The sequence below is a fragment of the Paenibacillus sp. p3-SID867 genome (genome assembly GCF_025142895.1).
GTDB lineage: Bacteria > Bacillota > Bacilli > Paenibacillales > Paenibacillaceae > Paenibacillus_AQ.
Genome location: NZ_JAMBDM010000017.1, coordinates 125,906 through 139,803 on the forward strand (window position 1 = coordinate 125,906; position 13,898 = coordinate 139,803).

Here is a 13,898-nt window from a genome sequence, read left to right on the forward strand (position 1 = left end):
TGTTCATATGAGCTTGCATGATATGAGCGGCAAACAAGCCGTATTCTTCGAGCGAATCATGGGGCTGCCGGTCTTCGATACCCATACTCACCTTATCGGTGACCGGCTCGGTGCAAGGGACTTTTGGGAAATCGCCCATTACTTCTGGTTTTACCGAGAGCTCCAAGCTGGGGGATACCCGGATGAAGCGGATAAATTACCGGAGGCGGAGCGAATTGCCGCTTTTCTAAAAGCCTATCAATCAACGAGAAGCACGCTGATGAACTGGGTATTCACCTCGATTATGCGTGAATTATACGGAGTCACCATCAAGGATGAACATTCGGTGCGGGAAGCTATGGCTCGCGTACGGCACGCATCCGCCGAAGAGGGCTGGGCACAGCAAACGGCAGACCGGATGAATATCCGCCGGTTTGTCGTGAATCATCCGGAGCATGCAACGTTTCAAGGCATGCGGGATGATGCTGTATTGATCCCCCGGATTGACGGAGTGCTGAGTTCATGGGTTGACCGCATCGTGCAATCTAATGATCCTGCCAGGACTTTACTTGATGTGAGAGGCGAGATTGATCTGCTGCTTGACGGATTTCGCGAAGCCGGCCTCCCGGGCATCATGACAACGCTGCCGCGGTATGAGTCGAGTTCGCACATCCGTAAGGAGATTGGGCCGGCAAGCGGGCGAGACGACATTCTGATGGAGCTGCTGCACGTCATATGTGGTGCTGCGGATCGGAATGGCCTGCTCGTTCAACTGTTTCTCGGAGTAGAGAGATCATGGTGCGGCACAGCGTTCCCTGCTAATGATACAGAGCGGATTCTTAAGCTGACGGCTTTGTTTGAGTCGTACCGATGTGAATTTGAGCTTGTGCTTGCATCGGAGCTGAACAACCTCGATGCCGTGCAGGCGGCCTGGAATTTCCCGAACGTTCATGTCGGCGGCATGTGGTGGTTCAACTTCCGGGCGAGCACCTACCGGGACAGCATGCAGTACCGTCTGGAGGCACTCCCGGCAAGCAAGAGCTCGATTATCGTCTCGGATGCCCGATGCATGGAATGGAGTTACGGCAAGATTTTGCTTGTGAAGAAGCTGGCTGCCGAGTTTCTGTGGGAGCGGGTCCTATCTGGCTGGATCGACGAAGAGACGGCGCTGGATACGGCAAACGAATGGTTCTACGCGAGTGCCGTGAAACGCTATGGCATTCGTACGGAGGATCAGTAAGGGAAATGGGTTGACATATCGATAAATCCCGATATAATGATACGTATGAAACCAATCGAAGTTTTTAAAGCGCTGTCCAATGAATCAAGGCTTGAAATATTGCAGTGGCTCAAGGAACCGGAACAACATTTTACACCCCACGAAGGGATTGATATGAGGAAAGTCGGGGTATGCGTAACCCAGGTGACCGAGAAATTGAATATGACGCAGTCCACCGCATCGCAATATTTATCGATTCTGCATCGGGCGGGTTTGATCAAGACGGAGCGGCTTGGGAAATTTACGTATTATACGCGGGATGAAGAGGCTATCCGGGAAATTGGAGAGTATTTAAAGCAGGAGATTTAGAGCAGGTACTGAATGATTCCTTCAGAAAAAAGGAATATTCAGTCTTGTCTCGCACTACACATCTAGATATTGCGATATGTCTTTTTATTGGTTTAACATATCGACAAATCGTGATATATAAATATTATTAAAGGAGTGGAAATACAATCATGACGGGTGCTTGGAAAATTTATTTTTTGGCGATCGTTAGTTTTTTAGTAGGAACATCGGAGTATATTATATCGGGAGTTTTGGATAAAATTGCGGATTCGTTAGGAATTACGATAACCGCAGCCGGTCAGCTGATCACGATTTTCTCATTGGTCTATGCGATCTTGACCCCCGTTCTTATGGCACTGACCGCTAGAATGGAGAGACGGAAGCTGTTGGTTTATTCATTGGGTATTTTTGTGATCGCGAATCTATTGTCGTTTGCCCTTCCGGGGTATATTCCGTTTGTAATTGCGCGCGTTATTATGGCGATGGGCGCAGGAATGGTCGTTGTAACTGCACTCGGGATTGCCGCCAAAATCGCGCCGCCGGGCAAACAGGCGAGTTCGATCGCTACGGTTGTCATGGGCTTCACGGCTTCCCTGATTATCGGCGTCCCTCTCGGCCGTGTCGTAGCTGCTGATTTTGGATGGAAATCAGTGTTCGGTTTCATTGCCATTCTGGGGGTTGTTTCCATGATCGTGCTGTATAAGGCGATTCCCCACACCAAAGGAGATGCTCCCGTACCGCTGCTCCAGCAATTCGCGCTGCTCAAAAAGCCTAAAGTGGCACTCGGTTTGGCGATCACCTTCTTCTGGCTGGGCGGGTATTCTATTGCCTATACGTACCTGTCTCCTTACCTTCTTCATGTTAGCGGTCTGAACGAAGGTCTGATTAGTGCGGCGCTGTTTGCCTTTGGCATTGCCAGCCTTATTGGCTCCAAGTTCGGCGGATTCAGTACGGATCGATGGGGAGTGCCGCTTACATTAACAGGGGGCATGATTCTGCATATTCTCGCGTTAATCGTTCTGACTTTTACTCAAGCAGCCGTATCGGCCATCCCCGTATTTGCAATTCTTGTTATATGGTCGTTATCCGCCTGGTCTTCCGGTCCGACACAGCAGTATAATCTCGTCCAGCTGGAGCCGAATTCATCGGGGGTCATGCTAGGCCTGAACCAATCCGTGATGCAGCTCGCCATGGCTGCTGGCGCAGGCATCGGAGGATTTGCCGTTGAGCAATGGTCCTTGTCATCCATCACCTGGATCGGTGCCGGGGGCGTTGCCATAGCCATGGTAGTGTCGTTTGTACTTTTCCGTTTAGGAAAGCGGGAGAGCATGGGGCGCGCGCCATTGGAAGCTTAATGAATAACCACTGATGACGCAGTGCTGTTGGATAGCTTAAAATGCACCATTTCATACTTTCGTAAACGAAAGAATCCATGAGACATCTCCTTTCTTCTCAGCGATCAGAGTCATCAATTTGACGCCCCAAAACCAGAAAGTTTATGCTATGATCAATGGATGGCGGAAAATTTGGTTCCAAATTTTGCGAAGGAGGAGATGCGATTGGCTAAGCTCAAAGATATTGCCGAACGGGTCGGGGTATCCATATCTACGGTTTCGCGTGCCATCAGCAATGATGCAAGCCGTCCGGTCAGCGAGGATACCAAGCAGAAAATCCGGCAGGCGGCGCTTGATCTTGGTTATAAACTGCCAGAGTCATCCCAAAGGGTACATGATAACGGCATAGCCGATAAGCGGGTTGTCTGCGTCGTTCCCCAAAACCTGATGGACGACCACCCGTATTTCTCAACGGTTCTTGCCGGTTTCCATAAAAAAATGGAGGAGCTCGGACAGCCCCCGGCGATCGTTCGTACATGCGAGGAAGTCGCCGATGCGGACAAAATACGCCTCATGCTGAGGGAGACAGGAGCTCAGGGGATTGTAGCCGTCAGTTGGTATGACAAGGAGCTGTTTGAACTGATACAGCAGGCCGGCGTTGCCATCATGGGAGTGAGTTTGAATGATGAGCGGCTGACCGTACCGGTTGTAGACTGTGACCGGATTTCATCCGCGAGGGCAGCCGTAAGCCACCTGATTGACCAGGGACACACGCGAATCGCCTATATCGGGGGGCCTGCGTATTCCAAGCAGATGGAGAGCGAAGAACGGTATGTTGGATATAAATTCGCTATGCTGGAAGCCAATCTGGAGGTGCGCGAGGAGTGGCTGATGAATACCGGATGGAATGTGGATCGAAGCTTCAGCAAGCTGTCCGAGCTGCTCGGAGGCCTTCCCAAAGAGCAATGGCCAACGGCTGTTTTTTGTGCCAGCGACATGCTGGCCATTCCGGCGATGCGTGCCGTTGTCGAGAATCAAGGCAGAATCCCGGAAGATATCGCGATCGTGGGGATGGATAACATTGATGTGGCCCAGTATACAACGCCCCCGTTAAGCTCTGTCTCCGTGCCGAAGTACGAAATCGGCAGGGTAGCTGCCAAATCAATCGTGGATTATTTGGACGGGCATTTCAAGGTGGCAACCAAAATATTGCTGCCATGCTCATTGATTGTTCGGGAGTCTTCAAGTTTCACCAGAACATACATTTAACTAACACATTGTGTGTGATTAGTTAACATAAAATATGAAATAAAGGTTATTGAACAGCTGTCGGGTTGAAATCCGATAGCTGTTTTTTGTGGTTTTTCATCCAAACATTGAGGTTTTTGGGCCAAAATAGTCCAAAAAAGTATTTGACAATGCCATATTGCTATATTATCATGAGTGAAAATCAACCAAATGTTTGGAATGATGTTTCTGGGCTTGGTAACTGCTAAACGATTCTTCGCATAACTTCACTCTAGTCATCGATTTCGTTTTCATACCTTGTATTATAAAGGTTTTGATAATAGAGAGAATTCCTCCCATTCATGAAACAGGCCCTTCGCATGGTGCCTTTTATGTACCAGTATGGATCCAAATTTAGTCCGTAATTATCCAAAAACATATCCAAAAACACTCCGAGAAAATAAAATAACACCCGCCTGCTCGGGTCTTATTTATAAATTGATTTGGCGTTACTATACCTAACATATAGTGAGCTGGAATAACCTTATTCGACAATCGGATAGCTTGAGGCGGTGGTAGCTTAGTCATATGACGGATTGCATAGCAAAGGAGGGAAATCATAAACGAGTACTTTTCAAGCTCGATGCATGTAAAGGAACTGATCCGCTGGTTGAGCGGATACCCATGTTTTAATGGCAAGTCAGAATCGCTTTGCTGGTGAAACGAGGTTAATCCAATCCCATACATACGAGGTGATGCTCATTGGCTAATACGCCCCTGCACTCCGCAGCAACCGTGGTTCCCGAAACGAAACGTAAGCGCTTACTGTGGAATCGCGTCTTACGCAATTGGCAGCTTTATGCCCTGATTTCACCAGTCATCGCCTATTACATCCTGTTCCAGTATGTTCCGATGTACGGCATCCAGATCGCCTTTAAGGATTTTATAGCAACGCAGGGGATATGGGGCAGTCCGTGGGTCGGCTTTGAGCACTTCGATCGCTTTTTCAACAGTTATTATTTCTGGCGCCTGATCAAGAACACGCTGGGCATCGGTTTATACAGTCTTGCCGTCGGTTTTCCGATCCCGATTATTCTGGCTTTGCTCATGAACGAGGTTCGGGCTGAACGGTTCAAGAAATTCGTGCAGACCATCACATATGCGCCTCACTTTCTCTCTACCGTGGTTGTTGTCGGGATGATGATGATTTTTCTGTCGCCCCGTTACGGCATCATCAATCATTTTATTGAAATGTTCGGCGGTCAGCCGATCAATTTCATGACTGAACCCTCTTGGTTTAAATCTCTTTACGTTCTGTCGGATGTATGGCAGACCATGGGCTGGAGCTCCATTATTTATTTGGCTGCCCTTGCCGGCATTGACAACCAGCTGCACGAAGCGGCTCGCGTCGATGGTGCAACCAGGCTTCAGCGCATATGGCATATTAACATCCCTGGCATCATGCCAACGATCATCATCCTCTTGATCCTCAATATGGGCAGCATTATGGGTATCGGGTTCGAAAAGGTGCTTCTGATGCAAAACAACCTGAATATGGAGAGCTCCGACATTATAGCCACCTACGTCTACCGAATGGGAATCCAGAATGCCGAGTACAGTTTCTCCGCTGCCATCGGATTGTTCAATTCCATCATCAATTTTGTCCTGCTGGTAGTCGTGAACTTTATTTCGAAGCGCGTGAGCGAGACCAGCCTTTGGTAAAGAGGGGAGGGAAAGAACCATGCAAATTGAAACCAGAGGGGACCGCATTTTTAATGTTATCAACTATACGATTCTGATCCTGGTCACCATCATTGTCATGTATCCGCTGGTTTTTGTGCTCAGCGCATCGTTTAGCGACCCGCAGGCGGTTCTTAGGGGCGAGATGCTGCTGTGGCCCAAGGGCGTTAACCTGAATTCCTACGTGAAAATTTTTCAGAACAAGGATATCATCAGCGGCTTTTCCAACACGCTGGTATATACGTCGCTTGGCACGTTCATTAATCTCACGATGACCATCCTTGCCGCCTATCCGCTGTCCCGGAAGGATTTTGTCGGGCGAAATGCGATCATGGCGCTGCTGGTCTTCACGATGTTTTTCAGCGGAGGACTCATTCCTACGTATTTGCTGATCAAGAACCTCGGCATGCTGAATACGCTCTGGGTCATGATTATCCCGAATGCCGTATCCATCTGGAACATCATCATTATGCGCACCTTCTTTCAGCAGTCCATACCCGGCGAGCTGCAGGAGGCCGCGACGATTGATGGTTGCTCGAACATAAAAATCCTGACACGGATTATACTGCCGCTGTCCATGCCGATTATCGCAGTGACCATATTGTTCTATGCGGTCGGTCATTGGAATGCGTTTTTCAATGCACTTCTGTATTTATCGGATAAAGATAAATTTCCGCTGCAGCTCATCCTGCGCGAAATTTTGATTCAGGGACAAACGAACGATATGGTCAAAATGTCGACCGAATCGGCGATCAAGCAGCAAAGGGAAGTGGAGGGCATTAAGTACGCGGTGCTGGTCGTGGCGAATATTCCGGTGCTGGCCCTCTATCCGTTCCTGCAGCGATATTTTGTCAAAGGCGTGATGATTGGGGCCATCAAAGGATAATTCCTTGCATGGAAATATGGATGGAACATGAAAAGGGGAGGATTACGGATGAAGCTGAAGCAATGGGGAAGTCTTCTGTTGACCTGCATGTTGTCGTTATCGCTGGCGGTGGGCTGCAGCTCGAAAGGCTCGGGAGGAACGGCTCAATCGGACCCTTCGAGTGAAGGGAAATCCGCGATAAATGAAACGGGTTTTCCGATTGTCGACGACAAGATGACAGTGACCGGGTTTGCCGGAAAGTTCTTTGCCAACGCCGACTGGAACAACATCAGGCTGTGGCAGGAATATGAGAAAATGACCAATATTCAGGTGCAGTGGGACACGGTGCACAAAGACAATTTGGCGGAAAAACGGAACTTGCTGCTGGCCGGCGGCGATTATCCGGAAATGTTCTATGCTTCCGCATTTCCAAGGACAGACCTGCTGAAATACGGCAAGCAGGGTGCTTTTATTCCGCTGAATGACCTGATTGATCAACACGCGCCGAATTTTAAAGCCCTCATGGAAAAGTATCCGGTTATCGAGAAGGGGATTACAATGCCGGACGGCAACATTTATGGGCTGCCGACGATATACGATCCGGAATTCCGGTCCGTGTTGTACGGAACGCCGTGGGTGAAGTCGGAGTGGCTGACCAAGCTTGGCCTTCAAGAGCCGCAGACGCTGGATGAATTCTACGATATGTTGAAGGCATTCAAAGAGAAGGATCCGAACGGCAACGGCCAGAAGGACGAATATGCCTGGGGCGGCGTGGGGACTGCCGGCATCGTCAACTATTTGCGCGGCTCGTTCGGTCTCAATTATCACGGAACTTCGAACATTAACGTGGATACCGATCCGGCGAGCGGAAAAGTCCGGTTCATTCCGACGGATCCAAGATACAAGGAACTGCTTCAATTCGTGAACAAGCTGTACAAGGACGGCCTGCTGGAGCAGGATATCATGTCCGTGAAGAGCACGGAAGTGGACGCGAAAGGCGTTGAAGGCCTACTCGGCGTTGTTGATAACGTGGATCCGGTCGCCATCTACAACCAGGAGGGTTATGTGGGGCTGCCGGTATTGAAGGGGCCGCACGGCGATCAGATGTTCAGCGCCACGGGCTCTCCGCTGGGGAACATCGGGATGTTTGTCCTTACCGATAAAGCGAAGAATCCGGCCGCGCTGATCCGCTGGATGGATTACTTCTACAGCGACGAAGGCATCCGCATGTTCTTCATGGGCTGGAAAGACGAAACGTATAAGGAAGATGCAGAAGGCAATGTGGATTACGTGGACGACATCAAGAACAATCCGGAAGGTCTCAATCTGGACCAGGCGGTAGGGCAGTATCTGATATGGCCCGGCGGATATTATCCGGGCTTCGTGACCCAGAAGTATTTCAAGGGAGCGGAAGGCCTGCCGACTTCTGTAGAGAACGCAAAAAAAGCCGAGCCGTACGTCATCCCTCAAGACAAGGTCTGGCCGCCGTTTAATTTTACGGCCGATGAGCAGTCCGAGCTTACCGGTATCCAAACCGACATTCACACGTACGTGGATGAAATGCGGGATAAATTCATAGCAGGGAACGAGTCCTTTGATAACTGGGACCAATATGTTGCTAACCTGCAAAAAATGGGCTCGGAGCGCTATCTGGCTATTTACCAGTCCGCGGCAGATCGATATACCAAATAAACACGTGTACAGAACCTAAAAGGAGCGACATGTTATGACACAATTGAAAGCCATATTGATTGGGGCCGGCGCGCGCGGTGCCGGGGGTTATGCCCCCTATGCCCTGGATTACCCGCATGAGTTGACCTTCGTGGCCGTGGCCGAGGCCGATCCGGCGCGGCGCATCCGATTTGCCGAAAGGTTCGGAATTCCTCCGGAACAGTGTTATGAATCATGGGAGCCGCTGCTGGCGGAGCCGAAGCTTGCCGATATCGCCGTCATTTGCACGCAGGATCGCATGCATTATGGCCCAACCATGCAAGCGCTGGAGAAACAGTATCATGTGCTTCTGGAGAAACCAATGTCCCCGGAACCGAAGGAGTGTCTTGAGATGGAGCAGGCGGCCATTCGCAACAACAGGCTGCTGACCATATGCCATGTTCTGAGATATACCCCTTTTTGGAGTACCATCAAACGCCTGATTCAGGAAGGGACCATCGGTGAGGTGGCTTCGGTCCAGCTGAACGAGAATGTGGGATACTGGCATATCGCGCACAGCTTTGTGCGGGGGAACTGGAATCATTCCGATAAGGCCAGCCCGATGATACTGGCTAAATCCTGTCATGATATGGATGTGCTGTCGTGGCTGATGGATCGGCCTTGCACGCAGGTCACTTCGTTTGGCTCCCTGATGCATTTCCGGGAGGAGCAGGCCCCCGAAGGTTCGGCCGACCGCTGCCTCGATTGCCAGGTAGAAGCGACCTGTCCATATTCGGCCCCCCGGTTTTACTTGAGCGATCAGTACAAGGGATGGGCGGGGCATTTCACCCAGGAGCTGACCAAGCCGAACATCATTCAGGGGCTTCGCGATACGGACTATGGCCGCTGCGTATATCGGAGCGATAACAATGTGGTCGATCATCAGGTCGTCAACATGGAGTTTGAAGGCGGCGCCACCGCAATGTTCAGCATGTGCGGGTTTACGTATGAACAGGAGCGCAGAATTCAGATCATGGGCACCCGCGGAGAGCTTCGGGGAGAGGAAGGCAAGATTACGGTTTATGATTTCCTGTCCGGGCAGAAAACGGAGATTACGATTCCTTCGCAGTCGAGCGGACATGGCGGGGGCGACAGCGGAATTGTGGCGAGCTTCCTGAAGGAGGTTCGGAGCTATAACGGGCAGGAGAGCCTGACGTCGGCCAGTGCCTCCGTGCGGAGCCATCTGATTGCGTTCGCAGCGGAGAAATCGAGGCTGAATCACGGCCAATCCATCAATTTGAACGAATATGCGCGGGAATTGATGGCGGAAGAGAATACGGTGAAATAAAAGAAATTATATTAAAAATACATCATATGAAAAATTCACAATAGATAGTTTCTTACAGGAGATCCGATCACCATGGATGAGCGTGATGTGATCGAACTGCTTCGGTATGCTCCATATACGAAGGCGGTTGCGGTCCATATGGAAGCGATCAACCACTGCCTTGTGACAAGAGAGGAGCTGTCCGGTCGTCTGGCAGCGGAAGGACTGCGCACCCATATCGAAATTCCGCAGGATGGCGAATGGGTCGAATGGAACGCTTAATACGCCAACAGCTGGCATAACAGCGGAAACAGCTAGCTGTCAGCGGATGGTTTCAGTAGCAGTTAGACAGTTTGAACTGATATAATCTATGCAGGAAGCTCCGTGACACGGAGCTTTTTTTGTTATCCCACCTTATTTACTCTTTTCCTAAAAAATAATCCCATTCCATCAAGAACGAGATGTAATCCTGACATACTAGATGTCAGGATTCATGCTTTATCATTCGATTCAGAAGTCAAAAAGTATGAAACGCGAGGAGTGTTACCGATGAAACTCGACCGGCTGCTAGGCATTACGATGGAATTGTTGACCAAACAAAGAGTGACGGCCACGGCGCTTGCCGCCCGGTATGAAGTCTCGGTTCGTACGATCTACCGCGATGTGGACCTCATTAATCAGGCTGGCATTCCGGTTGCTTCCTATCCCGGTGCGGATGGCGGCTTTGAATTGATGAACGGGTTCTATCTGACGAGGCAGCACTTCTCCGTTGACGATTTTTTGGCGATCTACAATCTTTTGAAGGGCGTCGAAGGGACTGTGAAGGGGAGATACACTTCCATCCTGAATAAGCTTGGAACCCTGCAGCCTGCCCTGTTGAACGGAGGATGTCATGAACAAATTCTATTCGATATGAGCACGTCGGAGTATGAGCGGGCATGGGTACGACCCATTCTAAATGCCATTGAACGCTCGAACCTGATGACCCTTCACTATACGAGTACATCCGGCAGCCGCTCGGAGCGGCAAGTGGAGCCTCTGCAGCTGTACTGGGAACAAGGCGTGTGGTATTTGGAGGCCTACTGCTTGTTAAAGCGGGGGAAACGAATCTTCAGAGTATCGCGCATATCCAGTCTTGAAATATCCACCGACACGTTCATCCCAAGAGGAAACCTGGTGCGGGAGGATCAGGAGGCGGTGCAGGGCATACAGGCTCATCTCCGTTTCGATTCATCCGCCGGACCGAGGGTGACCGAGCAATTTCCGGAGGCTTTCATCTCCGGGGAGGGATTCCTAGATGTCCGAACGGTGTTCTATACCAAAGCCTATGCCATCTCGGTGATTTTAAGCTACAGTGCAAAGGTGGAGATCATCTCTCCGCCGGAATTGAAGGACGAACTGCTGCAGGAGCTGGAGGAAATCCGTAAACGTTATGAATGATGGATCAAGAACAATGAACAATGAACAATGAACAGGGAATGAACATGAACCATTAAATAAAACTCAAGGAGGAAGTTTCATATGACCATTTTGGTAACAGGAGCTACAGGAACTGTTGGAAAACATATGGTGCAGCAGCTTGTGCAGCGAGGCATAGAAGTGAGAGCGATATCACGCAATCCACAGCAAGCGAACCTGCCGGAGGGTGTGCAGGTGGTTGCCGGGAATCTCAACGACCCGGATAGCCTGATCCCCGCCATGCAAGGCGTGAGGGCCATGCATTTGATCATTTCCAGTGATGAGGCATACGGGACCCTGCAGACGGATCCGCGGATTATTGAGCTTGCCGAGAAGGCTGGCATACAGCGGGTAACGGTATTGGTGGGCTATGAAGAAGGGCCTGTGGAAGCTGCACTTCGAGACAGCGGAATGGAGTGGACCTTGCTCAAGCCATGCGAGTTTATGGCGAATATTCTGGTGGATTGGCAGGAATCGATCCGCCACGAAGGAGTCGTTCGTGAGCCGTTCGGCCATGCGCTGAGTGCGAGAATCCACGAAGCCGACATCGCTCGCGTTGCCGTCGCCGCACTTCTTGAGGAAGGTCACCATGGACAAGAATATTTCCTTACGGGACCGGAAGCCCTCTCGCGATTGGAAGCGGTTCGGATTATAGGCGAGGTAACAGGCAGGGACATCCGCTTTGTGGAACTGACCGAGGAACAGGCGAGAGATAAATGGAGAGAGCAAGGCTATGACGAGGAGTCGATTGAATTTTTTGTGCAAATGGGAAAAAATCCGCCCGAGATCGGTTATACGGTATTACCGACGGTAGCGCAGGTCACAGGGCAGCCGGCAGCCACGCTTGCTGATTGGGTCCGTGATCATAAGGACGATTTTTAAGTGCAAGCAGCATGGCAATCTAGAGGTCGATTTGTATAGGAAGAGGAGGAATTGTGAAACTTGCCTTACGCCATTGAAACGAAAAAGCTTCGCAAATCTTATAACGGCATTGGGGTCGTTCAAGGAATGGATCTGCGAGTGGAACAAGGAGAGCTGTTTGCCTTGTTAGGTCCGAACGGGGCCGGAAAAACAACCACCATTCATATGTTATCCACCCTGGTTAAGCCGGATGGGGGATTCGCATGCGTGGCCGGGTATGATGTCGTAAGCAATGCCCGGCACGTTCGAAGAAAGATCAGTCTGACAGGCCAGTTTGCAGCACTGGATGAGGGACTCTCCGGTCTTCAGAATTTAATGTTGATTTCAAGGCTTTACGGTTATTCGGCGAAATCGGCTCGATCCGTAAGCGAGGAGCTGATCGAATCCTTTGGACTCAGCGAAGCAAAGGACCGCGCGGTGTTGCATTACTCTGGCGGGATGCGGAGGCGGCTGGATATTGCCGCCAGTATCGTTACGAAACCCGACGTTATTTTTCTGGATGAGCCGACAACGGGCCTCGATCCGCAAAGCCGCATTCAAGTGTGGGAGGTTGTAAGGTCGCTTTTGAAACGGGGCACCACCGTGCTGCTGACGACGCAATATCTGGAAGAAGCCGATCAGTTGGCGGACCGGATTGCCGTGATGGATAAGGGGAGCCTGATTGCGGAAGGGACGCCCCGGCAATTGAAGGCTTCCGTTGGCAACAGAACGTTAACCATCCAATTCAACGAACCGGCCGATCAGCGCAAGCTGGGTACTTTGTTAAATGAGGAACACGCGTTGACCGTATTGCAGGACGATCATCCCTTGGTACATAAAATTCCGGTGAAGGATGCAAGAGCTGCTAATCAGGCCCTTCATACACTGATGAAGAACGGGTTAGCTATTGAATATTTCGCCTTAAGCGAACCGAGTCTGGATGAGGTCTTTCTGTCACTGACCCGCGCGAAGTCGAAGGGAGGCACTCCATGAGTGTAAGCCATCATACAGCGAATAAGGACGGCGTGCTGCCTGTTCGCCAAGCCGATACCGATCCTCCCCATGCCCTGACGGCGATCCGAATCTTTATGTGGAGAACTTGGCAGCATACGAAGCACAACGGGTTTGGTCTGGTGATGGACGCGGTTCTGTCGCCGGTTCTGCTGCTGCTTATATTTAGTTACTTGTTCGGCGGCGCTATGGCCGGGTCAACCGGGGCTTATATTCAATTTCTATTGCCTGGCATTCTGATCCTGACGGTCGTGCCTATGACGGTGTATAGCGGAACCACGATATGCTCGGATATTACCAAAGGGGTATATAATCGATTTCGAACGCTGCCCTTTTGGCAGCCGGCCTCGGTGCTTGGCTCCATCCTGACGGATGGTGTGCGCTATACAATCGGCGTAATCGTAGCCCTGGGCACGGGGCTTGTACTGGGCTTCCGGCCCGAGGGCAGCGTCATCCAAATGGCACTTGCCATTGCCATCATCCTGTTCTTTGCATTCGGTGTCAGCTGGATATTTGCGCTGATCGGCGTCGTGGCCAAACGGCCGGAGACGGTATCGGGGTCGAGCATGATCGCGATATACCCGCTGCTGTTCGCCAGCACCATTCTGGTGGATTCGTCGACGATGCCGAAATGGACGGGCATTCTCATCGACCTGAATCCGATCAGCATGGCGGCAGCCACGGTCAGGGGACTGATGAACGGCACGGCAACCATGCCTGTGATCATGACAGGAATCGGGGTCTGCGTGGTGATTATCGCTATTTTCGTTCCACTTACGCTGTATCTGTACCAAACCAAAAACGAGCGGTAAGAGGCATAAAAAAAACCAGGCTTGCATG

General features: G+C 50.8%; 13 protein-coding genes. All 13 read left to right on the top strand.

Features of this window, described 5'->3' with window-relative positions; genetic code table 11:
- Nucleotides 1-7 precede the first annotated feature (7 nt).
- The 13 genes from M4D81_RS27520 (at nt 8) to M4D81_RS27580 (ending at nt 13,870) form a co-directional block, all read left to right on the top strand.
- Nucleotides 8-1,219 (top strand): glucuronate isomerase, encoded by a 1,212-nt coding sequence (locus tag M4D81_RS27520; RefSeq protein ID WP_260068748.1) that lies wholly within the window; start codon nt 8-10, stop codon nt 1,217-1,219.
- A 45-nt stretch (nt 1,220-1,264) separates the two neighbouring features.
- Nucleotides 1,265-1,567: an ArsR/SmtB family transcription factor gene (locus M4D81_RS27525; RefSeq protein WP_071223382.1), complete on the top strand. Its 303-nt coding sequence runs from the start codon at nt 1,265-1,267 to the stop codon at nt 1,565-1,567.
- A gap of 149 nt (nt 1,568-1,716) precedes the next feature.
- Nucleotides 1,717-2,901, top strand: a complete 1,185-nt coding sequence (locus M4D81_RS27530; RefSeq protein ID WP_071223269.1) for an MFS transporter — start codon at nt 1,717-1,719, stop codon at nt 2,899-2,901.
- A gap of 204 nt (nt 2,902-3,105) precedes the next feature.
- Nucleotides 3,106-4,149, top strand: a complete 1,044-nt coding sequence (locus M4D81_RS27535; RefSeq protein WP_260068749.1) for a LacI family DNA-binding transcriptional regulator — start codon at nt 3,106-3,108, stop codon at nt 4,147-4,149.
- A 720-nt stretch (nt 4,150-4,869) separates the two neighbouring features.
- Nucleotides 4,870-5,829 carry an ABC transporter permease gene (locus M4D81_RS27540; protein WP_071223267.1) on the top strand — a complete coding sequence of 320 codons (960 nt, stop codon included), beginning with the start codon at nt 4,870-4,872 and terminating at the stop codon, nt 5,827-5,829.
- 19 nt (nt 5,830-5,848) lie between these two features.
- On the top strand, nt 5,849-6,733 hold the full coding sequence (locus M4D81_RS27545) for a carbohydrate ABC transporter permease (RefSeq protein WP_071223266.1): 885 nt from the start codon (nt 5,849-5,851) through the stop codon (nt 6,731-6,733).
- Nucleotides 6,734-6,781: 48 nt separating this feature from the next.
- Nucleotides 6,782-8,404, top strand: a complete 1,623-nt coding sequence (locus M4D81_RS27550; protein WP_260068750.1) for an extracellular solute-binding protein — start codon at nt 6,782-6,784, stop codon at nt 8,402-8,404.
- A 34-nt stretch (nt 8,405-8,438) separates the two neighbouring features.
- Nucleotides 8,439-9,710, top strand: a complete 1,272-nt coding sequence (locus M4D81_RS27555; RefSeq protein WP_260068751.1) for a Gfo/Idh/MocA family protein — start codon at nt 8,439-8,441, stop codon at nt 9,708-9,710.
- 72 nt (nt 9,711-9,782) lie between these two features.
- On the top strand, nt 9,783-9,971 hold the full coding sequence (locus M4D81_RS27560; protein WP_260068752.1) for a hypothetical protein: 189 nt from the start codon (nt 9,783-9,785) through the stop codon (nt 9,969-9,971).
- Nucleotides 9,972-10,238: 267 nt separating this feature from the next.
- Nucleotides 10,239-11,129 carry a helix-turn-helix transcriptional regulator gene (locus tag M4D81_RS27565; protein ID WP_260068753.1) on the top strand — a complete coding sequence of 297 codons (891 nt, stop codon included), beginning with the start codon at nt 10,239-10,241 and terminating at the stop codon, nt 11,127-11,129.
- 81 nt (nt 11,130-11,210) lie between these two features.
- Complete coding sequence (locus M4D81_RS27570; protein ID WP_260068754.1) at nt 11,211-12,029, top strand: NAD(P)H-binding protein; 819 nt, start codon at nt 11,211-11,213, stop codon at nt 12,027-12,029.
- Nucleotides 12,030-12,089: 60 nt separating this feature from the next.
- Nucleotides 12,090-13,040: an ATP-binding cassette domain-containing protein gene (locus M4D81_RS27575; RefSeq protein WP_260068755.1), complete on the top strand. Its 951-nt coding sequence runs from the start codon at nt 12,090-12,092 to the stop codon at nt 13,038-13,040.
- Nucleotides 13,037-13,870, top strand: a complete 834-nt coding sequence (locus tag M4D81_RS27580; RefSeq protein ID WP_260068756.1) for an ABC transporter permease — start codon at nt 13,037-13,039, stop codon at nt 13,868-13,870. Before M4D81_RS27575 ends, M4D81_RS27580 begins: the two co-directional genes overlap by 4 nt.
- Nucleotides 13,871-13,898 lie beyond the last annotated feature (28 nt).